Origin of the sequence: Halomonas sp. AOP12-B1-6, from assembly GCF_052379225.1 — a bacterium.
In the GTDB taxonomy this organism is placed as follows: domain Bacteria; phylum Pseudomonadota; class Gammaproteobacteria; order Pseudomonadales; family Halomonadaceae; genus Vreelandella; species Vreelandella casei.
On record NZ_JBQSYK010000001.1, the window covers coordinates 1,039,218 to 1,062,650 of the forward strand.

General features: G+C 54.5%; 21 protein-coding genes. 9 read left to right on the top strand and 12 right to left on the bottom strand.

Annotated elements, in window-relative coordinates; all coding sequences use genetic code 11:
• Positions 1-107: 107 nt before the first annotated feature.
• From ACT3TR_RS04640 to lptF, 10 genes are all read right to left on the bottom strand, one after another.
• Positions 108-1,055, bottom strand: a complete 948-nt coding sequence (locus ACT3TR_RS04640; protein ID WP_096282436.1) for a 2-hydroxyacid dehydrogenase — start codon at positions 1,053-1,055, stop codon at positions 108-110.
• A 60-nt stretch (positions 1,056-1,115) separates the two neighbouring features.
• Positions 1,116-1,811: a GntR family transcriptional regulator gene (locus tag ACT3TR_RS04645; RefSeq protein ID WP_096282130.1), complete on the bottom strand. Its 696-nt coding sequence runs from the start codon at positions 1,809-1,811 to the stop codon at positions 1,116-1,118.
• Positions 1,808-3,301, bottom strand: a complete 1,494-nt coding sequence (locus tag ACT3TR_RS04650) for a tripartite tricarboxylate transporter permease (RefSeq protein ID WP_096282131.1) — start codon at positions 3,299-3,301, stop codon at positions 1,808-1,810. The genes ACT3TR_RS04645 and ACT3TR_RS04650 overlap by 4 nt, the downstream gene beginning before the upstream one ends.
• The gene (locus ACT3TR_RS04655; protein WP_096282132.1) at positions 3,295-3,786 is read right to left on the bottom strand and encodes a tripartite tricarboxylate transporter TctB family protein; all 492 of its coding nucleotides are present in this window, start codon (positions 3,784-3,786) and stop codon (positions 3,295-3,297) included. Before ACT3TR_RS04655 ends, ACT3TR_RS04650 begins: the two co-directional genes overlap by 7 nt.
• Positions 3,787-3,860: 74 nt before the next feature.
• A complete protein-coding gene (locus ACT3TR_RS04660) occupies positions 3,861-4,835 on the bottom strand; it encodes a Bug family tripartite tricarboxylate transporter substrate binding protein (protein WP_096282133.1) in 975 nt (324 codons plus the stop codon).
• A gap of 394 nt (positions 4,836-5,229) precedes the next feature.
• On the bottom strand, positions 5,230-5,712 hold the full coding sequence (bfr, locus tag ACT3TR_RS04665; RefSeq protein ID WP_096282134.1) for a bacterioferritin: 483 nt from the start codon (positions 5,710-5,712) through the stop codon (positions 5,230-5,232).
• Between the two features lie 204 nt (positions 5,713-5,916).
• Positions 5,917-6,123, bottom strand: a complete 207-nt coding sequence (locus ACT3TR_RS04670) for a (2Fe-2S)-binding protein (RefSeq protein WP_096282135.1) — start codon at positions 6,121-6,123, stop codon at positions 5,917-5,919.
• Positions 6,124-6,315: 192 nt separating this feature from the next.
• On the bottom strand, positions 6,316-6,789 hold the full coding sequence (locus ACT3TR_RS04675) for an RDD family protein (RefSeq protein ID WP_096282136.1): 474 nt from the start codon (positions 6,787-6,789) through the stop codon (positions 6,316-6,318).
• Between the two features lie 4 nt (positions 6,790-6,793).
• Positions 6,794-7,858 (bottom strand): LPS export ABC transporter permease LptG, encoded by a 1,065-nt coding sequence (lptG, locus tag ACT3TR_RS04680; RefSeq protein WP_096282437.1) that lies wholly within the window; start codon positions 7,856-7,858, stop codon positions 6,794-6,796.
• Positions 7,859-7,869: 11 nt separating this feature from the next.
• The gene (gene lptF, locus ACT3TR_RS04685; RefSeq protein WP_096282137.1) at positions 7,870-8,949 is read right to left on the bottom strand and encodes an LPS export ABC transporter permease LptF; all 1,080 of its coding nucleotides are present in this window, start codon (positions 8,947-8,949) and stop codon (positions 7,870-7,872) included.
• A 146-nt stretch (positions 8,950-9,095) separates the two neighbouring features.
• On the opposite strand from lptF, the gene ACT3TR_RS04690 reads away from it, so the two are divergent.
• The 3 genes from ACT3TR_RS04690 to ACT3TR_RS04700 all read left to right on the top strand — a co-directional run bounded on the left by ACT3TR_RS04690 (position 9,096) and on the right by ACT3TR_RS04700 (position 12,437).
• A complete protein-coding gene (locus tag ACT3TR_RS04690) occupies positions 9,096-10,616 on the top strand; it encodes a leucyl aminopeptidase (RefSeq protein ID WP_096282138.1) in 1,521 nt (506 codons plus the stop codon).
• A 161-nt stretch (positions 10,617-10,777) separates the two neighbouring features.
• Positions 10,778-11,917 carry a branched-chain amino acid aminotransferase gene (locus ACT3TR_RS04695; protein WP_096282139.1) on the top strand — a complete coding sequence of 380 codons (1,140 nt, stop codon included), beginning with the start codon at positions 10,778-10,780 and terminating at the stop codon, positions 11,915-11,917.
• A gap of 88 nt (positions 11,918-12,005) precedes the next feature.
• Positions 12,006-12,437 carry a DNA polymerase III subunit chi gene (locus tag ACT3TR_RS04700; protein ID WP_096282140.1) on the top strand — a complete coding sequence of 144 codons (432 nt, stop codon included), beginning with the start codon at positions 12,006-12,008 and terminating at the stop codon, positions 12,435-12,437.
• 87 nt (positions 12,438-12,524) lie between these two features.
• Here the strand turns inward: ACT3TR_RS04700 and ACT3TR_RS04705 are convergent, their stop codons facing one another.
• A complete protein-coding gene (locus tag ACT3TR_RS04705) occupies positions 12,525-12,980 on the bottom strand; it encodes a Spy/CpxP family protein refolding chaperone (protein WP_096282141.1) in 456 nt (151 codons plus the stop codon).
• Positions 12,981-13,150: 170 nt separating this feature from the next.
• Here ACT3TR_RS04705 and ACT3TR_RS04710 point away from each other — a divergent pair, with 170 nt between their 5' ends.
• The gene (locus tag ACT3TR_RS04710) at positions 13,151-14,311 is read left to right on the top strand and encodes an MFS transporter (protein WP_096282142.1); all 1,161 of its coding nucleotides are present in this window, start codon (positions 13,151-13,153) and stop codon (positions 14,309-14,311) included.
• Between the two features lie 61 nt (positions 14,312-14,372).
• Complete coding sequence (locus ACT3TR_RS04715) at positions 14,373-17,219, top strand: valine--tRNA ligase (protein WP_096282143.1); 2,847 nt, start codon at positions 14,373-14,375, stop codon at positions 17,217-17,219.
• Between the two features lie 114 nt (positions 17,220-17,333).
• On the opposite strand, the gene ACT3TR_RS04720 is transcribed toward ACT3TR_RS04715, so the two are convergent.
• Positions 17,334-18,644: a serine hydrolase domain-containing protein gene (locus tag ACT3TR_RS04720; protein ID WP_096282144.1), complete on the bottom strand. Its 1,311-nt coding sequence runs from the start codon at positions 18,642-18,644 to the stop codon at positions 17,334-17,336.
• A 135-nt stretch (positions 18,645-18,779) separates the two neighbouring features.
• Here ACT3TR_RS04720 and ACT3TR_RS04725 point away from each other — a divergent pair, with 135 nt between their 5' ends.
• From ACT3TR_RS04725 to ACT3TR_RS04740, 4 genes are read left to right on the top strand one after another with little or no spacing between them, the layout of a single operon-like run.
• Positions 18,780-19,823, top strand: coding sequence for an aminoglycoside phosphotransferase family protein (locus ACT3TR_RS04725; RefSeq protein ID WP_096282145.1), 1,044 nt, complete (start codon positions 18,780-18,782; stop codon positions 19,821-19,823).
• A 56-nt stretch (positions 19,824-19,879) separates the two neighbouring features.
• Entirely contained in the window at positions 19,880-21,097 is a 1,218-nt protein-coding gene (locus ACT3TR_RS04730; protein ID WP_193062914.1) for an ABC transporter substrate-binding protein, read from the top strand.
• A gap of 3 nt (positions 21,098-21,100) precedes the next feature.
• Positions 21,101-22,780: an ABC transporter permease gene (locus tag ACT3TR_RS04735; protein WP_096282147.1), complete on the top strand. Its 1,680-nt coding sequence runs from the start codon at positions 21,101-21,103 to the stop codon at positions 22,778-22,780.
• The gene (locus tag ACT3TR_RS04740) at positions 22,777-23,409 is read left to right on the top strand and encodes an ATP-binding cassette domain-containing protein (RefSeq protein ID WP_096282148.1); all 633 of its coding nucleotides are present in this window, start codon (positions 22,777-22,779) and stop codon (positions 23,407-23,409) included. Before ACT3TR_RS04735 ends, ACT3TR_RS04740 begins: the two co-directional genes overlap by 4 nt.
• Positions 23,410-23,433 lie beyond the last annotated feature (24 nt).

Consider the following 23,433-nt stretch of genomic DNA (forward strand, 5'->3'; position numbering starts at 1 on the left):
AACAGGCGCCTCCTGCATCCTATGACTAGCCCACGCTCGAGCGAATGCTCCGTTGTTGTGCTGCTGTTGTTATTACCGTTGGTAGGTAATTAGCGCAATTTTGCATATCAATTAACAGGCGTTATTAGCTCATTACCTTCTGTGAAGGCAAGAATATTGGCGTACTGCAAGTCCCCCATGGATTCGCGCGTATTAATAGTACCCGAACCTTGATGGGGCTGAAGCAAGACATTTTCTTGATCGCACAACCGCGGATCTACATGCGGCTCAGTTGCAAAGACATCAAGCGCAGCGCCCGCTAAAAATCCGCCTTGCAGACGCTGAATTAGCGCATCCTCATCAATCACCGTGCCTCTGGAAACATTGATCACAACGGCATCGCTAGGTAATGCACTGAGTACCTCAGCCGATACGAAATGGCGAGTTTCATCTCCACCCACTATCGTTACAAACAGAACATCCACCGAGCGTGCTAGATCGATGGCATCGGCATGATAAACCCAATCAGAAGGTACTTGTTTGGCCTGACGTGATTGGTAATGCACGGTGGTTTTGAACGCTACCATGCGGTCAGCAATTTCCTTACCTATCCGCCCCATTCCTAATATGCCAACACGCAGACCGCTGGTATGTGCATTCAGCGGAAATGAGCCAATACGCGCCCAGTCTCCGCTGCGCACCCAGCGATCACCAGCAATAAGGCGACGCTTGAGGGCCAAATACATTCCGACGGCCAAATCAGCGACATCATCATTTAGCACGTTGGGCGTATTAGTCACCGTGATACCGCGGCTCGTAGCCGCGTCGATATCGATATCGTCGTAACCCACACCAAAGTTGGCAATCAGACGCAAGCTGGGAAGCGCATCCATTTCAGCAGCACCAAAAGGTGAGTGACCATGACAGGCAACTGCTGCACAGGCCTTCCGCTCGTCGCTAGCGAGCCTCATCAACTGCTGCGGAGTATCAACAGAGCACGTGGTAAAACGAGTTTCTAGCCGTTCACGCTGTTGGGGAGAATAAGCACCTACTAGGATTATATTAGATCGGGGCATATATACAGTTTCATCCTTCTGAATAAGCATTAACGGGCACCGGCAGCAACAATGATTCGATCACTTGTTAGCTCGATCAAGTAACCCTTCTCGTTCGATAGCAAGAGTCTGCTCGCGCGTACGCCGGTGCAGCACGCCTAGCGAGGTTAGTGCCGTATCCGCATCGGCCTCAGCGATTGCCCGCATGATTTCCACGTGGGGCAGCCCCGTGTCAGCTAGGCCCAAATCCGCGAACTGTGACAAGAAAAAGCCAATTCGGCGTGATACTGCATGCAGTGGCATGATGGTCTTAGCAGCAACAGCGTGCCTGGCTGCTTCACACACTCGTTCGTTAAAACGCTTATCAATCTGTGAGAAAGCTACGTTATCGGCACTTTTTAAGGCCTTTTCGGCCTGATCGGCCATACGCAGGAACTCTTGCCGTTGGCTATCGCTAGCCAGTTGGCTCGCGCGCCTGATAAGCAACCCTTCAACATGCTGGCGAACGTCTAAAGCCTCAAGAGCTGTCGTCGTATCAATCGGCTGGATAAAAATCCCCTGCCTGGGCAGAACGCTAAGCAAATAGTCTTGCTTAAGTCTTAATAGCGCTTCCCGAATGGGTGTTCGACCCATATCGAGCCGCTCGCAGAGTGCCTGCTCCGTCAGAATCTCTCCCGGTACTAGGGTCAATGTAACGATCATCTCTTCGATGATCGTATAGGCCTCCTCTGCACGCGAGAAAAGCGTTGATATAGTAGAACCGTAAGATCCGTTCATGTTGATTTAACTCTGCCTTTATTGCGACGTAGAAGCGCTAGCAAGGGAGGAACCACCCAGATAGCGATAGTGATTACTGCTAGAGCCAAGGCGATAGGACGACTGAAGAAGACCAGCATATCGCCATTTGATTTTACCAATGTATTAAGAAAATTCTCTTCAACGATGGGAGCCAATACGACGCCGAGAATCGCTGGCGCAAGCGGAAAACCATTTTCTTCCATGAAAAAGCCAAGTATACCGGCGCACAGCATTGTCACGACGGCAAACACCGTATTCTCCACCGCGAACGCACCGATAATGCAAGCCGCGATGATTAAGGGCATTAAAATCGTTCGCGGCACGGCTAGAATGTGCCTGAAAATACGGATCGCAAGATAGCCAAACGGTACAATCAGAATATTGGCGAGTAAGAAGGCAAGAAATACTGCGGTGATAAGATCACCTTGCGTCAGAAAAACGGTAGGCCCTGGGTTAAGCCCTTTCATATAAAGGACGCCTATAATCACAGCTGTCAGGCTGTCACCAGGAATACCAAACACTGTGGCCGGGACGAGAGCTCCACCAATCGACGCATTATTGGCAGCACTGGCTGATGCTATGCCATCGACGATTCCAGTGCCGAATTTTTCCGGGTGACGGGATTGTTTCTTCGTGCTGGCATAAGCGATATAAGAGGCAATGTCAGCTCCAGCCCCCGGAATAGCGCCGACCAGAGTCCCAATGCCGCAACCCTGCAGTATCTGAAACCCCATGCGCTTAATCTCAGACAGCACTCCCCGAAAAACATCATCTAACTTGCCTACCGGTGCAAGCTCATCGCCCTTTGGCGACAGCGCAAATCGAAAGACTTCTGATAAGGCAAATAAACCGATGAGCACCGGTATAAAGCCTAGCCCGCCGGAGAGATATTCCGTGCCGAAGGCGAAACGAGGCTGTCCAGATACCGGGTCAAGGCCTACCATTGCAATCAACAAACCAAGGCTTAAGGAAACAACTCCCTTAGCGGTTGAGCCCTGAGAGACGGCAATCGCTGCGGTCAGACCCATGCAAGCCAACCAGAAATACTCAACTGAGCTAAACTGCAGGGCTAAATTCCCTAATGAGGGCGCTGCAAAAATCAATACGATGCTGCCGAATATCCCACCTATTGACGAGCATACTAAGCCTGTTCCCAGAGCGAGCCCTGCCTGCCCCTTCTGAGTCATTCTGTAGGATTCATCAACATAAGCTGCGGAAGCTGGTGTTCCAGGAATACGTAACAGTGCGCCGGGAATATCTCCCGAAAAAATACCCATAGCGCAGAGAGTGACAACGCCTGCTAGCGCGGGCACAGGATCCAAGAAGTAACTGACGGGAACCATTAGGGCGACCGCCATCGCAGCGGAAAACCCGGGAATAGCACCAATCACGAGCCCATAAAGAGCGCACGCGAGCATGACACCAAGTGTTGTGGGCGTGAACAATAACGCTAGAGCATTCATTACCATGTCAGAGTCCCCGCGAATGGTGTTAACAGGCCCCAAGGCAACTGCACCGACATTAACTGATAAAAAAAGCTATGGAAGGCGATGCTACCAATAACAGCAATGCCCAGATCTCGACCAAGACGGCGGTGGAAATAAAACAATAATGAAAAAAGCACCAGCGGCATCGTTACCAAAAAACCCAGAATTTTGACGGTAAAGATATAAAAAAGAATAACGGCAATCACAAAGCCAATGGTTAATAGCGATTTCCATACATCCTGATCACTATCGATGCGCACCCAAGTAGCTATCTTGCCTTGGCTGGAAACAATCCGCTTCGCCAGTACAGACAACCCACATATAACAAGCACAATACCGATCAAGGTAGGAAAGAAGCCCGGCCCATAATCGATAAACTGCAGTGTCGGTAACTGTTGAGCAAAAAAAATGACCATGCTGCCGAAGCAGATAATGAGTAGCCCACTGATACTGTCGTCGAATTTCAAAGCGATGACTCCAAGTACGACTGTCTGAACTGCGGCGGCACTTAGGCATGCCGCCGGCGAATGACAAGCAAGAATCAGTTGCTTTTGACTAAACCGATGGTTTCGATGAGCTCGCGTACCGAGGCCTGTTGCTCGTTCATAAAATCGCTGAACGTAAGGGCATCACGCCACTGAATACCAAAACCGCGATCAGTCATCTGTTGGCGCCATTGATCGTCGTTCACGATTTCATGCATAGCGCTTTCAAGCCGCTCGACGATCTCATCAGGTAACCCTTGGGGAGCCACTAGTCCACGCCAGGCTCCCAGCTGCAAGCCTATGTCGGTAGCTTCGGCCAGCGTAGGAACGTCAGGGAAAGCTTCCAGCCTTTCATCACCCATCACTACTAGCGATTTGATGCGCCCCGCCTGTATCAAGGGACTAGCCTCAGGCAGAGAAGAAGGAACAATATCGACACCGCCAGCAGCAAGATCCTGCAATGCAGCGGCAGCCCCTTGACCTGATACAAAACGCACCTTTGATACGTCAACACCGTACTGATCCATCATTGTTGCAACAGCCATGGGCCAGGAGCCCCCGCACCCACCACCGCAGGCAATAACATAATCCTCTGGAGACTGCTGAATATCATCCAAAGCCTGCTCGATATTCTCCCAAGGACTGTCGTCGCGAACCTGGAAGCCAGCCGGATCAAAGTTGAACTGTGCAATAGCAGTAAAGTCTGCTGCATCAAAGTCGGCCTGCCCCATCGCCGCGTAATGGGCGAAATTATAAAGAACCCCCAGCGTATAGCCGTCGGGATCAGCATTTTTGATTGAGGAAAGACCTATTACACCTCCCCCTTGCCCCTGATTAATTACATTGAAGGGTTGGCCGAAATATTCCTGAAGCCTTTCAGCCAACATTCGCCCGGTCTGATCGGTACCGCCGCCAGCACCCGAAGGAACGACAATATTGACAGGTCGTTCCGGCCATTGAGCCAACGCCAGAGAGGGAATAAGGCCAGCAATAAGTAGCGCCGATGCTGTTAGAAAGGTTGTTTTGCGCATAGTCACACTCCTTTGATATATCACGATATATAAAGCTTTTTAAATGCACTATGTCAAAGCAATGAAGCTTAAACTTTAGTCTTTGAAGCAAATTTCAGTCGTGAAAAAAACATCCATTAAACGGAACAAGCAATTGATTTAGTTAACTATTAATATTATCAATGTGATGGAGGTTTTTTGAAGAATGGCGGCAAATGCTTTGCGGCAGGAATAATATGTAGAGGCTCTATAGCTTCATGGTTATTTTCAGAGAGCGGAAAGTCAGGCAAGACTCTGGCGACTAGCTCATAACTCGCGAGTAGCCTAATAGAAAACGGGCAGCCCATGGGCTGCCCGTTTTGCTTTGCGCATTAACGTGAAACGATCACTTAATACGGTAATACTGCCAGCGTATTTATTCTTCGCCAGCCATCTGCATTTGGCGCTGCAGGTAGTTCTGGATACCCACCTGTTCGATCAATTTCAGCTCAGTTTCGATGTGGTCGATGTGACCTTCTTCATCGGCGAGCAGGTCGCGCAGCATATCGCGAGTAACGTAGTCTTTTACGCTTTCACAGTAGGTGATGGCTTCAATGTAATCGTTGCGGCCATCGTGCTCGATTTTTAGATCGCTTTCGAGCATCTCTTTAACGTTTTCACCAATGTGCAGCTTGCCCAGGTCTTGCAGGTTGGGAATGCCTTCTAGGAATAGGATGCGCTCGATGATCTTGTCAGCGTGCTGCATCTCTTCGATGGATTCTTCGTACTCCCACTTGGCCAGTGCTTTCAGGCCCCAATCTTTGTACATTTTGGAATGCAAAAAATACTGATTAATCGCGACGAGTTCGTTACCAAGCGCCTTGTTGAGATGCTCAAGAACTTTAGTATCACCTTTCATAATGTCACCTTTTCAACGGTAATGCTGATGGTTAAGCCAGTGTTTAAGTGGCCTTTAAATAATGCGATCAAGCAGTTACGTTAGAGAAGGAGTATAGACGCACATAGCTACACTCCCAGCTTTCCTGAGAGTATAGATAAGGTGTTTAAAAGTTCAAGCAAATCATACATTTGCAAACGATAACTCTAACAAGAGTGATTCGCGTCACACGGCGTAAGCAAGTCCCATATCGGCTTCTTGACGCGCTTCTTGTACGGCATCGCGGGTAATAGATTTGGCATAGCACGCGCACTTACCGCACTGCGTTGCGCAGCCGGTTGCTTCGCGTACTTCCCGCCAGCTGCGCGCACCGTCGCTTACCTGCTGACGAATCTGATGATCGGTTACTCCCTTGCACACACAAACGTACATGGTGACACCTCATATAAGCTATGAGATGAATGTAAATGATTCGTATACATCTTATCAAGTAGAAATGACTGCTTTTTGGGAGGCATTCGTCTTAACACACAGCTGCCTCTCGATAACATATTGGCGCCGCGACATTTTTTGCAGGCAATAATTTTCGCCTAATTATTATTTTTCGGCGCAAATTCGACCGCGTTAGCCTTTTGGCAGTACGACGGTTTGCGTTTTAGACACAATATCTGGCCAGCTACGTCGTTGTGGGTCGAACAGCACCCACAGATAGCCTAACCCAAGCGTCAGCAGCGATAGCCACGCAACGCCGCAGCGAATGAGGCACTGCGTCACGCTCAGTGAATAGCCCTCTCGCGTTTGCACACGCAGCCGCCATGCCTGCATTCCCAGAGTCATGCCGCCGCGCGTCCAGGAGAAAACAAAAAACAGGCTGACAAACACGACCAGCATGATTCGCAGGCTCCAAACATCGCAGGCGGTGGCGCCAATGTCTTCAGGCGACTGGCCCAGCATATAGCGGAAAAACATTAGGTGAACCACCGTCACTGCAATCCAGATTGCCGTAACCAAAAAGCCGTCGTAGAGCATGGCGCCTAAGCGGCGGCCTAGGCCTGCTGGCCACGCATCACCCAACTGAGTAAAGCGTCGCGTGCGCATCTTGCTAACCGTTGCGGCGTAAGAAATAGATCCCGACCCCGGCACACACAAGCGTCGGCACTAAGACGGCCCACACGGGTGAGAATCCGAAAATCGTTGATGCAGGCGCCAGTAGGTCTTGCACATATTTAAAGCTGAGGCCGGTAATTACCCCGTAAAACACGCGGGTACCCGCGGCCACGGTGCGCAGCGGGCCAAACACGAACGAGGCCGCAATCAGCACTAATGAGCCCATGGTGAGTGGCATTAGCATTTTCTGCCAAAAATACAGCAGTGCCTGATCATTTTGCAGACCTTGATCAGCGAGAAACTTCGCGTAGTACCAAAGCTCACTGGGCGCCTGGCTTTCTATATCGCGCAGCAAGCGCTCAAGCTGCGTGGGGGTAAAGGACGTTTCCCACCCCATGCTTGCGGCCTGGTCGGACTCAGTGTGATTATCGAAGATGCGCGTCGTAGAGACGTTTTCCAAACGCCAGGCGCCGTCTTCCCAAAGCGCGCGCTGGGCATAGGTGGCTTCCACTAGCTGCCGGTCATCAAAGCGGTAGCGGGTTAAATCAAGCACCACATCATCAGCACGGATCGCCCCGAAGCGGTAGACGCTGTCGCCCTCAATCTGCCAGCCACTGCGGCTAGTCAGCATCGTGCCTTCGCCCTGAATCTTTTCTAAGCGCCACGCCTCAGCGTGTTGTTCGGTGCGCGGGCTGACGTATTCAGCCACCAGCAACACCACGACGATCACCAGCAGCACAGGCTTCATCACGCCCCACACAATACGTGCGAGGGAGCGCCCAGAGGCGCGCATAACGGTGAGCTCGTTATTAGAGGCCATGCTGCCCAAGCCAATTAACGCGCCAATTAACACTGCCACCGGGGCATATTGATAGAAGCGCCACGGCGTACGCATCAGCAAGTAAAACAGCGCATCAAGGGCAGTATAGCCAGCCTGGACGTCGCCTAAGTTATCGATATAGGCAATCGTAATATCCAAGCCCAACAGCACGAACTGAACCACAACAATAGCCGCCAGCACGTTGCGGGCGATATAGCGGTCCAGGCGGTCAACCATCAGCAGATTCACCATCAGCGCATTCCCTTACGTTGCGAGTGCCACAGCAGCAGCAGGCCCAATCCTAAAAACAGCCCATGTACCGGCCATACACCCAGCGTGGCGGACCACGTTTCACTGCCGATGGCGTCGACCACCGCAAGTAAAAGGCTCAGATACGCGACGTATAAAAATACCGCCGGTAGCAGCTTGCCAAAACGCCCCTGACGGGGATTAACACGGGAAAGCGGCTGCGCCATTAGGGCTAATATAAACACCATTAGCGGGAGCCCTGCACGCCACTGCCACTGTGCCTGTGCACGCGGGCTTGGATCATTCCATAGCGCTGGCGTAGTGGCATACTCCAGGGAATCCAGCGACTGCCGATTACTGTTTAGCCCTAAACGCAGCGTATAGCGATCAAAGGTGAGCCGTTCAGCGCTTTGCTGCCCGGGGGTGACGCCATAGCGCTCGCCTCTATCTAGCACCAGAAAACGGCTGCCCGTATCGATCCGGGTTTCCTGATAGCCAGAGGCGGCACGGGTAATATAGTCGTGGGTATTTTCATCGCCGGGCTGATTCTGCTCGTGCACCAATACATCCTGCATCTCAGTGCCATCACTGGTAAAGCTGCCTATGTACGCGGTGCGGCCGCCACCAAACTCCTGAAAGCGCCCCGGTGCGAGCACAGACACATCCAAACGGCTGCGCTGCTCCTCCAGTACGGTTTCCGTTTGCAGCGCGCCATAGGGTGTCAGCCATAGGCTGCACATGCCTACCAGCACCGCGACAACACTGGCCGGCAGCAGCGTTACTTTCAACAATCGCGTCGGGCTCATACCGCAGGCGACCATGACAGTGATCTCACTGTTCATGTAGAGCTGCCCGTAAGCCAGCAAAATGCCTAGAAAAAACGACAGCGGCAGTATCAGTTCCATAAAGCCAGGCAGGTGAAACATCATCAGGCTGCCTAAAATAGTGACGGGAAAGTCACCCTCCGCCGCATCTGCGAAATAACGGATAAAACGGCTGCCCATGATCACCAACAGCAGAATGCCGGCAACCGCCGCCATGGTGAGTAACACTTCGCGAGTTAAATACCGAAATAAAATCAACGCGCTCTCCGGCTAGTCGTGCAGGATGCCATGCAATACCCGCATGGCTTGGGTACACTAATGAAACTATTCTCACTGCCTTTTCAAATTCAAAAGCAACGAGGCATTATCCCGAATCCCTCGATGCTTGTCTTGTTGGAGACGTCATGGAATTTTCCGTTCAAACTGCTAATCCGGCCAAAACCGAAACCGCCTGTCTCTTAGTGCCGGTTTTTAAAGGTAGTGACCTACTGCCCAGCGTCGCCAAACTGGACGACGCTAGCGAGCGTCTGATCGGCCAATTGATGGAGCGCGGCGACTTTGATGCCTCGCTAGGCAGCGTACTCATGATACCGTTTGCGCCAGGCCTCGGGGCACAGCGGCTGTTATTGGTCGGCTTGGGCGAACGCGAAAAATGCCAGGAAGCGGCCTACATTAAGGCGCTGGATGCCGCCATGGCCGCGCTGGTGAAACTGCCCATTGATGAAGCCAGCGTCATTTTTAATGATATACCTTTAACCGACCGCGACGCGGCCTGGAAAGCTCGTAAAGTATTAGAAGCCGCTGAGCGGGCTATTTATCGCTTCGATCAGTTCAAATCGACGCCTGCGCCAGCCCCCAGTCTTACCAAACTCACACTCGTCATTAGTGACGCCAGCACGCAGCCTATCGTTCAGCAAGGTGCTCTAGTAGGCAACGCAATTGGCCAAGGCATCAACTACACCCGCACGCTAGGTAATCTGCCTGCCAATATCTGCACCCCCAGCTACCTAGCCGAGCAGGCGCAGCAGCTAGGCCGCGAGTCAAACAGTGCGCTGGACGTTGAGATTCTCGATGAAGAGGCGCTCGAAGCACTGGGCGCACGCTCATTACTGTCCGTAGGTCGCGGTAGCAAAGAGCCAACCCGCCTGATCGTAATGAAATATACCGGTGCTGAAAACGCTGAAGACGCGCCCCATGTGCTGGTCGGAAAAGGCATTACCTTCGACACCGGCGGCATTTCGCTCAAGCCTGGTGAAGGCATGGACGAAATGAAATTCGATATGTGCGGCGCCGCCAGCGTCTTCGGGACCGTCAAAGCGGTACTGGCGATTAAGCCAAAGCTCAACCTAGTCTTTATCGTTGCCGCCGCGGAAAACATGCCCGACGGCCATGCCACCAAGCCTGGCGATATTATCAAGACGATGAAAGGCTTGACCGTTGAAGTGCTCAACACTGATGCAGAAGGCCGCTTGGTGCTATGCGATGCGCTGACCTATGCCGAGCGCTTTACGCCGGCAAGCGTGGTGGATATCGCCACCCTCACTGGCGCGGTGATTATTGGCCTGGGCCACCACGCCACCGGTCTGCTTTCCAACGACGACGATTTGGCACTCGACTTATTAGATGCAGGTGAAGCCGCGTGGGACCGCGCGTGGCATTTACCGCTGTGGGACGAGTACCAGGAGCAGCTAGACTCTAACTTTGCCGATCTTGCCAATATTGGCGGTCGTCCAGCGGGCACGATCACCGCAGCGTGCTTTTTGTCACGTTTTGCCGATCACTTCCCCTGGGCACACCTAGATATCGCAGGCACCGCGTGGCATTCCGGCAAGCAAAAAGGCGCAACGGGTCGCCCTGTTGGCCTATTAACCCAGTACTTGCTTGATCGTGAAACCGACACTCAGGTCGAAAATAGTGACGCTTAACGCCTCGTTCATGCGTGAAACGGTTGCCTTTCTGCGCCGCAACCGTTAAACCTGGATATATCAAGCAGCACCGAGCCGAGGCTCGGTGCTGCTGTATCGAATTCACCATCGTATCCAACCGTGCCCAACCCTGGGCGTGGTTCTAGCGGAGACAAATAGCCGTGCCCACTGCAAGCTTTGAAACGGGTTTTGAAACGAGTTTTGAAACCCTGCCATCCAATCAGCCGATGGCAGATGATATTCGTGGCAATATCCTAAGTAACCCAGGTTTTGGCAAGTATTTCACTGACCACATGGCCCACGTTCGCTGGACCCAAGACGCCGACTGGCACGGCCATCAGGTGCGTCCGTATGGCCCGTTGATGCTAGATCCTGCAGCGTCAGTGCTGCACTACGGCCAGGAAATTTTTGAAGGCATTAAAGCCTATCGCCATGCTGACGGTTCGATCTGGACGTTTCGTCCTGAGAAAAACGCCGAGCGTTTTCGCCGCAGCGCGCGTCGTTTGGCACTCCCAGAACTCTCCGATGAAGACTTCATTGGTTCGCTAAAAGCGCTGCTGGCCCAAGATCATGCTTGGGTCCCCACGCCCGCCAGCACCTCCGACGAGTGCAGCCTTTACCTACGCCCCTTTATGATCGCTTCTGAAGCGTTTTTAGGCGTTCGCCCGTCTCAAGAGGTCGATTACTACGTGATCGCTTCACCAGCGGCGGCCTACTTTAAAGGCGGCGTTGCGCCGGTATCGATCTGGCTTTCCTCGAACTACAAGCGCGCGGCCGCAGGCGGCACTGGCTTTGCCAAGTGTGGAGGTAACTACGCGGCGTCCTTAGCTGCGCAGAAAGAAGCTGAAGCTCATCAGTGTGGCCAGGTTGCGTTTCTAGATGCTGCTGAAAACAAGTGGGTTGAAGAGCTGGGTGGTATGAACCTGTTCTTCGTGTTTAAAGATGGCCGTTTGGTAACGCCACGTTTAACCGACACTATTTTGGAAGGCGTGACCCGCAACTCGATACTGACGCTGGCCAAAGAGGAAGGCTTAACGCCAGAAGAGCGCCCGATCAGCATTGATGAGTGGCGCGAAGGCGCAGCGTCGGGTGAGATCATCGAAGTCTTTGCCTGCGGTACCGCCGCAGTGATCACCCCGGTGGGCGAGCTGGTTTCCGAAAACGAGCGTATTCGCCTCAAATCTGCCATTGAAGGCGCTGGTGACAGCAACGAAGTCGCTATGCGCATTCGTAGCAAGCTGCTCGATCTGCAGTATGGCCGTAGTGAAGATACGCACGGCTGGCTAACTAAGCTGGTTTAACGCCGAAGCGCTTCTTCTCGCCGCCGCATTCTTTGCGGCGGCGTCGTTTGGAGCCGCTTACTCTAGACCCGACTTATCTGGAATCGCTATGGCGCGCATTGATTTTTACATCCTGCCCGACACGACCCTAGAAGCCCGTTTGCAGTTTGCCTGTAAGCTCGCCGAGACCATCTGGCGTAAGGGCTATCAGCTGCATTTGCACTGCGAGGACAAAGCGCTCGCTGAGCAGGCCGACAGCGCGCTGTGGAATTTTCGCCCCGATGCCTACCTGCCCCACGCGTTGGAAGGTAGCGAAATGGCCGCCAGCGTGCCCATTACGCTTGGCTGGCAACAGCTTCCGGTACCTGCGCAAGAGACTGCGCTGCTTAACCTGCACCCCGACATTCCCGACGGCGTAGAAAACTACGCGCGGATCGCCGAGATCATCAATCAACACCAACAAGTGCTGGTCGCCAAACGCGCCTGCTGGCAGCGCTATAAAGAGCTCGGCCATGAAGTTGTGCCGCATAAATTGGGGTAATGGCTGAACGGCACCCATAAACACGTGACCCCGCACTTGGCGGGGTCATCAGCAGAACCAGGCAATCTCTGTCAGTACGTCGTCGCCTTAGCCTCCCTGTTGCTGCATCTGCTCCTGCATCTGTTGCATTTGCTCCTGCTGCTGAGCCATGGCCTCATCCAGTTGATCGCGCTGCTCCTGAGTGAAAACGCCTTCGATCTGAGACTGTATGATAATGCTATCCGCGGTCATCTCGGCCGTTAGGTCACCAAGACGCTCTGCATCCGCCCGAATGGCAGCTTCGTCGTAATCAGGCTGAACGTGCTCACTGAGTTGCTGTTGCAACTGCTGGGCTTCCTGCTCATTGGCACCAACGTCGTCTTGCATCTGGGTCAAAAGGTTGCTGAGTTCTTCCTTCTGCCCATCATTCAGATCCACCATTTCGTCGAGTTGGTTAACCTGGTCATCGACACTGGGGGCACCACCACCCATTTGCTGAGCCATAGCGGGCACACTGAACACCAGGGCGGCGACTGCTGGAACGAAAAGTTTAGCTAACTGCATAAAAACTCCAATTGCGTACAAAATGAATTTCCTCCCCGGCACAATCCTGGCGGGTCTTGCGGTACTCTCGCTCTCCGACAATGCTGTTTTCAAAAAATTCGTCGCAATGAAAAATTGTTGATTACCATTAGGGGCCTTGCCGCGCCCGTTACACTATTGGAGACTCAAACGTGCTCACGCGCTACCCCTTGGCCGTTATTGTCATCGCCCAGCTATTTGGCACCTCGCTGTGGTTCAGCGTTAACGGCGTTGGCCTGGCGCTCCAGGAGGCCGTAGGCCTGAGCGAAAGTGATCTGGGCCTATTAACCATCGCCGTTCAAGCCGGCTTTATTACCGGCACCCTACTAATGGCCACCACAGGCTTGGCCGATCGTGTCCGCGCCAGCCACCTGTTTGCGATTTCAGCGGTGCTGGGCGCATTGATCAATGCCGCCTTTATTGGCGTCGCCGAGAGCGTGACGCTCGCCGCAGTGGCGCGCTTTGCCACCGGGCTTTGCCTGGCAGGCATCTATCCGCTCGGCATGAAGCTAGTCGTGAGCTGGACGCCAAGCCATGCTGGGGCGGCGTTAGGCTGGCTAGTCGGCATGCTGACCCTAGGCATTGCGTCCCCACACCTGCTGCGCGGTTTAACGCTGCATCTTCCCTGGCAGTGGCCGCTGCTGCTGGCGTCACTGCTGGCACTGGTCGCCGCACTGATGATTGCTCGCTTGGGCGTTGGCCCTCACCTACCGGCCATCGCCAAAAGCGGCCAGCCGTGGGCGGGGTTAGCAGCGTTCAAACAGTCCCGCTTTCGCGCCGCTGCGCTGGGCTACTTCGGCCACTGCTGGGAGCTGTACGCGCTTTGGGCACTGGTGCCGTTTTTAGTCGCCCGGGAGCTAGAGCGCCTAGGCGCCGCCAGCAGTGCCCAGCCGTGGCTGAGCTTTGCCGTTATTGCCTTGGGGCTACCCGGCTGTGTGCTGGCGGGTAAATGGAGCCGTCATATCGGCAGCGACAGAGTGGCCTGTATCGCATTGGCGGTTTCTGGCGCGCTGTGTTTGATATACCCGCTGCTTGGCAACGCCTCGCCCTGGCTGCTTTTAGCGCTGTTAGGCATATGGGGGATTAGCGTGATTGCCGACTCTGCCCAGTTTTCAGCATTGGCCAGCGCCGCCGCGCCGCCTGAACGTTTAGGGGCGGCGCTGGCGATGATGAATGCCATTGGCTTCGGGATTACTATTCCCTCCATTGCGCTGGTCACCGCACTGTGGTCAAGCCAGTCGCTAGCGGTCATTTGGTGGCTGCTGCCAGGCCCGATTCTTGGACTCATCGCGATGCGCACCCGAAGCACCTGACGAGCCAGCACCTCTCGCGCTATACTTGTGCACATTTTTTGCCAGCCGTGAGCCGACTCCCATGGAAAAGACCTACCAACCCGAGCAGATCGAAACCCGCTGGTACGAACGCTGGGAAGCCGACAACCGTTTCGCCCCTTCCGGTAAGGGCGCGCCTTTTTCGATCATGATCCCCCCGCCTAACGTCACCGGCAGCCTGCACATGGGCCACGCGTTCCAGGACACCATTATGGATACCCTGACGCGCTGGAAGCGGATGCAGGGTAACAACACGCTGTGGCAGGTAGGCACCGACCACGCCGGTATCGCCACGCAAATGCTGGTGGAGCGTAAACTCGCCGCGGAAGAGGGCAAAACCCGCCACGACTTAGGCCGTGATGCGTTTATCGATAAAGTGTGGGAATGGAAGGAAGAGTCAGGCGGGCAGATTACCCGCCAGCTGCGCCGCATGGGCGCAAGCGTAGATTGGAGCCGTGAACGCTTCACCATGGACGACGGTTTCTACACAGCAGTACAAGAAGTATTTGTTCGTCTTCACGAAGAAAAGCTGATTTATCGTGGCAAGCGTTTGGTCAACTGGGACCCGACGCTGCACACCGCCATTTCTGATTTAGAAGTAGAAAACAAAGAGCAGCAAGGCAGCTTCTGGCATTTCCGCTACCCGCTGGCAGACGGTGTGCAAACCGCTGATGGCAAAAACTACGTGGTAGTCGCCACCACCCGTCCTGAAACGCTGCTCGGTGATACCGGTGTAGCCGTGAACCCAGACGACGCCCGCTACGCCTCATTGATCGGCACCTTTATTGAGCTGCCGCTGGTTGGTCGGCGTATTCCGATAGTGGCCGACGAACACGCGGATATAGAAAAAGGCTCGGGCTGCGTCAAGATTACCCCCGCCCACGACTTTAACGATTACGAAGTCGGCAAACGGCATAACCACCTGCTGATTAACGTTTTCTCCAAAGATGCGGCGATCCTTGAACGCGCAGAAATCTTTGACCTGAAGGGTCAGCCTCATCCTGACGAAGATGCCAGCCTGCCTGCCAAGTACGCCGGCCTGGATCGCTTCGAAGCGCGTAAGCAAATCGTTGCGGACATGGATGCACTTGGCCTGCTGGAGCAGGTAGAAGCCGTTAACAACACCCTGCCCCATGGCGATCGCTCAGGTGACGTGATTGAACCGCTGCTCACCGACCAATGGTTTGTGGCAGTGGAATCTCTCGCCAAGCCTGCCATTGAAGCGGTGGAAAACGGCGATATTCAGTTCGTACCCAAGAACTACGAAAACATGTACTTCGCCTGGATGCGCGACCTGCAAGACTGGTGTATCTCCCGCCAGCTGTGGTGGGGACACCGCATTCCAGCGTGGTACGACACCGAAGGCAATATCTACGTTGGCCGCAGCGAAGAAGAAGCACGTGAGAAGCACGGCCTTGGTGCCGACGTGACGCTTACCCAAGACGAAGACGTGCTCGACACCTGGTTTAGCTCGGGCCTGTGGACCTTCGGCACTCTCGGCTGGCCAGAACAAACGCCAGAGCTTGAGACGTTTCATCCTTCCAGCGTGCTGGTCACCGGCTTTGACATCATCTTCTTCTGGGTTGCTCGGATGATCATGATGACCCTGAAGTTCACCAAGCAGGTGCCGTTCAAAACGGTGTATGTGCACGGTCTAGTGCGTGATGGTCAGGGTCAGAAAATGTCCAAATCCAAGGGCAACGTACTCGATCCCATCGATTTGATCGACGGCATCACCTTGGATGAACTGCTCGACAAACGCACCGGCAATATGATGCAGCCGAAGCAGGCGAAGGCCATTGCCAAGGCAACTAAGGACGAATTTAAAGACGGCATCGAAGCTCACGGCACCGATGCGCTGCGTTTTACCTTCCTCTCCCAAGCCACCACAGGGCGCGATATCAAGTTTGATATGAACCGCTTGGATGGCTACCGCAATTTCTGCAATAAGCTGTGGAACGCCTCGCGCTATGTGCTGATGAATGCCGAAGGCGAAGATTGCGGGATAGACGGCAGTGACGTTAAGCTCTCTCTGGCTGACCGATGGATTATTTCGCAGCTGCAGAAGGTTGAGTCTCAGGTCACTAAAGCGATGGATGAATATCGTTTCGACCACGCCTCACAAGCGCTGTATGAATTTGTCTGGAACGAGTACTGCGACTGGTATCTGGAGCTTTCCAAACCGGTGATGTGGGACGAAAATGCCACTGCAGAAGCGAAAAGAGGCACCCGCCGCACGCTGGTGCGCGTACTCGAAACGATTCTGCGCCTCGCCCACCCGATGATGCCCTATATCACCGAAGAGATTTGGCAGCGCGTCGCGCCGCTGGCGGGCGTGTTTATGGGTGAAGGTGCGTCGATCATGCTGCAGTCTTGGCCGGAAACCGACGCAAGCAAAATTGACGATCAGGCAAGCCTGGATATCGAGTGGCTGAAAGGCGTCATCATTGCCGTGCGTAATATCCGCGCCGAGATGAACATCTCCCCCGGTAAACTACTCGACGTGATGCTCACCAAAGGCAAGCCCGAGGACATCGAACGTCTGGAAAGCAACCGTCACTTCCTGTCTAAACTCGCCAAGTTGGAAAGCGTTAGCTGGCTTGAAAACCCCAACGACGCACCGCTTTGCGCCACGCAGCTTGTGGGTGATATGGAAGTGCTGGTACCGATGGCAGACTTAATCGATAAAGATACCGAGCTGGCCCGCCTAGCCAAAGAGATCGAAAAGCAGGATAAATTCATCGACGGCATCGAGAAAAAGCTCGGCAACGACGGCTTTATCGCGAAGGCGCCGGTTGCCGTGGTCGACAAAGAGCGCTGCAAACTCGCGGAACTCCAAGCCACCAAGCAGTTGTTGGAAGAGCAAAAGGTGAAGATCGAGGCGTTGTAAGGCTATTCGGGCGCGCTGAAAACGCTAAGCCTAGTATTGAAAACGGCGCGCCCTCTTTGAATGGGCGCGCCGCTTTTTTGGCTTTAGTACTGAGTTACTTTAGCACTGAGTTGCTTACGGTGTTTCTTGCTGGTCATCCAAGTGCTCAACGATAGCGTCGAAAAACACCATGGGGTCAACGACCTCTTTACCCACGGGTTTGGGCTCGGCGGCGTTCTGGGCGATGACTATATTGTGGGCCGGATTGATGTAGACGTACTGGCCTTGAATGCCCACCGCAGAAAATGCCTGGTCTTCTCGAGACTGCGGAGTCCAGCCGGTCCACCACATGTAGCCGTAGTCTAAGTCATCGCCGCCTTCCAATGTTTTGGGCGTAGACGCCTCCTCCACCCACCCCTCAGGCAGTAAGCTCTCGCCATCGATGACACCGTCGTCGAGAATAAACTGGCCGAAGCGGGCATAGTCACGAAGCGTCGCACCAATACCGCTGCCGCCAATTTCTACGCCATCCGGCGACTCAAGCCACCAGGTCGCATCACTTTGCATGCCGTAGGGCTGCCACAGTTTCTCCGAAAGGTATTCCGCCAAGGGCCTGTCGATAGCGCCGCGGATAAACTCGGCAAGAATCTGCGTTTCACCAGTGCTGTAGTTGTTGATCGTGCCGGGCTCAGCGGCTCGTGGCAGCTCTGACATTACCTCCATGGCGCCACCCGGGGTCTGGGCGATCTGGGCACGCAACAATTCCCGGCGGTCCGAACTCACATCGGTATAGGTCTCGTTCCAGGCGACCCCCGATGACATCATAAGGATGTCGCGCAGACTGACGCCGTCATAGGCACTGCCTTCCAGTGCTGGCACGTAGTCCACCACCTGGGCATCGAGGCTCTCGATCAGGCCATCCTTGATTGCCATGCCCGCAAGCGTTGAGGAGATAGATTTGGCCACAGACATCGACATCCAACGCGTATTCTCATCGTTACCCCGTTGGTAAGTCTCATAAACGACGTCGCCATCTTTCATAACCAACAGACCCGCAACGCTGTTCAACGCCAGGTAGTCATAGAGATCATATGTTTTATCATCGCTCTCAACGGAGAGTCCCTCCAAAGAAGCATCAGAGGTCGGCAAAGGGCGAGGAGACTCTCCTGCGGCAATAGTCCGCGAAGGGAACAATCGATCGATATTCCGAAACGTATTGACGGCCATATCCGGCGTTAAGTGGCCACTGTAGACGTCTTCCACGTCGCCAATGGGCTCTTCGGCGTGACGATACTCAGCGCCAATCACGCCGTTGGAAAGTAGCAGGCAGATCGGCAAAACACCCAGCACGCACCAGCGCTTCCGACGTTCTATCGCCCTTTCTTGCAGAGCATTTCGGCAACTACGATTAATGGGCGTGAGCTGTACCCATGTGATATTCAGCATCTCGGTTCTCCTAGCATGTTGTATTTTGCGTCCTGCTATCGCAGCTTAACTACTTTTTCTTACCAACCGTGTAAGGTTAGTCTCAAAACTCTGACTTACTAGCATCGCTGATTCAGCAACGACACGGACTGCTTTATGCCGACACCTATCGAGGCGCGACTAGAGGCGCTGGCAAGCGAACTTAAGCGGGCAGGGATTTCGTACCGCAAGCTATCGCCGATGGCGGATACCGGGCTTGCTCACGATCACGTATGGGTTCACCGCAGCGATGGTGACGACTGGGTGGCACGACTGCCAAAGCAGAGCCAAATGAACCTGCCACCACAAGAAAACCTGGCCTACCAAGCCGCCTGTTATCAGCGCGCTAGCCCAGGTGGTCATATGCCAAGGTTTTATGGCACCTTGCCACCCAGCGATACCCTGCCACGCGGCGGGCTATTGGTCGAGGCTATCCGTGGTCGCTTAGCCCAACTGCCGGATGATCTACCCGCCATTGCGGATGCCTTGGCGAGCCTGCATCGCCAACCGCTGCCCAGTCTCGCGGCGCGAAAACCGCTGCTTGCGCCTGACGACCCGTGGCAAGCAATGGTCACTGAAGTGCGCCAGCAGGCTAACTGGCTGAGTGATGCCCAGCTTTCAAGCAAAGTCACGCAACGCATTCAGCAAGAACTGGATATGCTCTCGCCCCGCTTGCGCGATGCCACGCCTACGCTCATTAGCTTTGATACTCACCCTGGCAACTTTTTAATCCGTGACGATGGCCGCGCTGTCTTAGTGGATTTGGAAAAGTGCCGCTATGGTTTACCGGGCATTGATCTTGCGCATACCTCGCTTTATACCTCGACTACGTGGGATATCAATAGCCAAGCGGTACTGTCGCTGGGCGAGGTGATTACGTTTTACCGCCGCTGGCAAACCGCCATGGACGAAACACCCAGTGCAGAGACCTTGGTCGCTTGTCGTCGCGCCACCTGGCTCTGGTCGCTGACATGGTGCACCAAATGGCGAGCCCAGCACTTAAACGCCAAGGATGCCCAACAGCGCGGTGAAGACTGGTCGGCGGAACTCACCGATGCGGCCGTCATTGAGCACGTCCGTGATCGCGTTGAGCATTATCTATCCTTACCCATTATTGACCATGTTCACAGCGAGCTGCAGTGCTTACAGGCCTCCCTGTAGCGCTTTACGCTTTTTCTATTGCCAATCCTAAAATATCAGTCCCCACGAGGTGTGCGATGCCGATGAACCGTAATTCCTTTCGTGCCACTATTGCCATGGCGATGATGCCCATGGCTGTTACTGCCATGGCCAACCCCGATCCCAACGATTGGCAAAGCGTAACGGCGCAAGCTGAAGGCCAAACCGTGTATTGGAATGCCTGGGGCGGCGAAGCACGTACCAATGCGTATATCGAGTGGGTGGCACAGCAAGTTGACGAGCTTTATGGCATCGACCTAGTTCACGTCAAGCTAGGCGATACGTCAGAATCGGTGTCACGGGTTTTAGCAGAGAAACAGGCGGGCAATGACGACGCAGGCAGCGTCGATATGATCTGGATTAACGGCGAGAACTTTGCCGCGATGAAAAGCAGCGACCTACTGTTCGGGCCTTGGGCGGACTCACTGCCCCACTACCCGCTTACCGACCCAGACAATACGCCTGCCGTGCGTTACGACTGGACGATTCCCGTCGACGGGCTAGAGTCCCCCTGGAGCAGCTCCCAGGTAGTGTTTTATTACGATACAGCGCTGGTAGAAGACCACCCTCACAATATGCCAGAGCTTCTGGACTGGGCTAAGCAACACCCTGGAGAGTTTACCTACCCACAGGTGCCTAACTTCCTGGGCAATGCGTTTATTACCCAGGCCCTGCTGGAGCTAGTCGACAACACAGATCTGTTCTATGAACCGATGCAAACAGACGACTTTGACCAGGCCACCGCACCTCTTTGGGCGTATCTAGACGAGCTTCATCCACAGTTATGGCGTTCGGGCAGGGCCTTCCCCTCTAATAGCGCCGATTTACGCGGCTTAATGGGCGACAGCGAAATTGGCATTGCCCTTTCGTTCAGCGCCACGGAAGCATCGGGCGCTATCGCCAACTATGAGCTTCCCGAAACGGTACGCAGCTATGTTCACGACAGCGGCATGATCGGTAATATGAGCTTTATGGCAATTCCTTATAACGCCGAGCACAAGGCGGGTGCCATGGTGGTGGCCAACTACCTGATGTCCCCCGAGGCTCAGGCGGAAAAACACGATCCTGAAGTGTGGGGCAGTGGCACTGTATTAGCGATGGAGCAGCTCACTGACGAAGAGCGTGCGCTGTTTGATGGTATTGACCTAGGCATTGCCACACTCCCGCCTAGCGAGCTTGGTGAAGTGCTCGGCCAGCCGCATCCCAGCTGGGTGGATGCCCTCGCTGACGCGTGGCAACAACGCTACGTGAACTAAGCCATGCTTTTTCTGGCGCCCTGGGTATTGATAAGCGCGCTGGTGGTGCCGTTAGCGGCGGGCCTTGCGATGATCATCCTTCCGGCGTTTGGCTATTTGCCGGTACTGGGCGGTGAAACCTTTCACTTTGATGCCTGGCGGGCTCTTTGGGCGTACCCAGGGCTTCACCGCTCAATACTGCTGAGCTATGTGAGTGGGCTGATCACCACCCTGGTAGCGCTTAGCGTTGTGGTACTGTTCCTGGCGGCCAACCGTGGCACTTGGTTAGACCGCAGCATTCGACGACTGGTCTCGCCGCTACTAGCGATTCCTCATGCGGCAGTGGCGTTTGGTTTAGCGTTTCTTATCGCTCCTTCCGGGCTGTTTGTACGATGGATATCGCCTGGGTTGACCGGCTGGGAACGCCCACCGGATGTGTTGATCGTCAATGATCCTTGGGGGCTCTCATTGATGGCCGGGCTGATGCTTAAAGAAGTGCCTTTTTTACTCTTGATGTGCCTTGCAGCCCTCCCCCAGCTAGGCACAGAAAAGCGCTTAATGATGGCGCGCTCTCTGGGCTATACGCCCACGATTGCCTGGTTAAAAACCGTGCTGCCCTCACTTTACCCGCTGATTCGGCTGCCGGTGTATGCAGTGATCGCCTATGCCACGTCGGTTGTCGATATGGCGCTCATTCTCGGCCCCACACTGCCGCCAACCCTTAGCGTGTCGATTCTTAGCTGGTTCAATGATCCGAATTTGGATCGACGCTATATGGCCTCTGCAGGGGCGGTATTGCAGCTTGGGGTCACTCTGGCGGCGCTATTAACCTGGTGGCTGGGCGAACAGTGCATCAGGCGGTTCAGCCATTACTGGCTAGTAAATGGTGCCAGGAAAGCTGGCTCTACAACTATCGCCATTAGCGGCCGTATGTTGTTAACAACGACAACGCTGCTGGTCATCAGCGCGATAGGAGGGTTGGTCGTATTTTCGCTCGCCGGTTTTTGGCGCTTTCCTGATGCTTTCCCTGGCACTTTCACGCTGGATCACTGGCAACGCATTTTGCCGAGTGTGATAACACCACTGATGAATACGCTAAGCGTGGGGCTTGCCTCAACGCTCATTGCTGGCGTACTGGTCGTGGCAACGCTTGAGAACGCTGTGCGTCACCACTTGCCGGTTAGCCGCTCCCAGTGGCTGCTGTATCTACCGCTTATCGTTCCCCAGGTCGCCTTTCTATTTGGCTTAGTCGTCGCGGCGGAGAGTATGCGTATTCGCCCCCAGTTAGCATTAGTGATTGTGGCGCATTTACTGTTTGTGGCGCCTTATCTTTACTTATCGCTCTCTGAAGCGTATCGGCGTCTTGACCCGCGCTGGGTACAGGTCGCTCATTCCCTTGGAGTAGGGCCATGGCGTGCGTTCTGGCAGGTGCGCCTGCCGCTGCTATTGGCCCCGTTGCTCACTGCCTGCGCGGTCAGCTTAGCGGTCAGTATCAGCCAGTATTTACCCACGCTGTTGCTGGGCGGCGGGCGTATTCCTACGATTACTACCGAAGCGGTAGCCATGGCTTCTGGGGGCAATCGGCGCCTCATCGCGGTGCTTGCCTTACTGCAAGCGCTGCTGCCCTTTATCGGTTTTAGCCTCGCTTTATTGATCCCGCGATGGGTGTGGGCGAAACGGCGCACTATGCAAGGAGTGGTATGAACGCCAATCCCAGGCTTCACATCAAGCAACTGACTATCTCGCTAGAGAGCGAGATGCTGCTCGCTATCGACCGTGTGATACCACCGGGCGACGTATTGACCGTGATGGGCCCTTCCGGCTCGGGCAAGTCCACCCTGCTGGCTTATCTGGCGGGCTTTTTGTCACCCGCCTTCACTGCCTTGGGCCAGCTCTACCTGGATGAACAGCGCCTGGACACACTGCCCGCCGAGAAGCGTGGTATCGGGCTACTGTTTCAAGATCCACTGCTGTTTCCACACCTGAGCGTCGGCGGCAACCTACGCTTTGGGCTACCTCGTCAGAGTAACGATAAACACCGGCAAATCTCGCATGCCCTTGAACAGGTAGGCCTGGCAGGCTTTGAAAAGCGCGATCCCGCCACCCTTTCCGGTGGCCAGAAAGCACGGGTAGCCTTAATGCGCCTGCTGCTTTCGAAGCCGCAGGCAGTACTGTTGGATGAGCCGTTTTCAAAATTGGATACGGCACTACGTCAGGAGACGCGCTCGCTGGTATTTGGCCAGCTGCGCGAGGCTGGCCTGCCTACACTGCTGGTTACCCACGACCGCGCTGATGCCGACGCTGCAGGAGGGCCGGTCATTGAGCTTGGCTAAACAACTGCCTCGGCTCAGCATCAT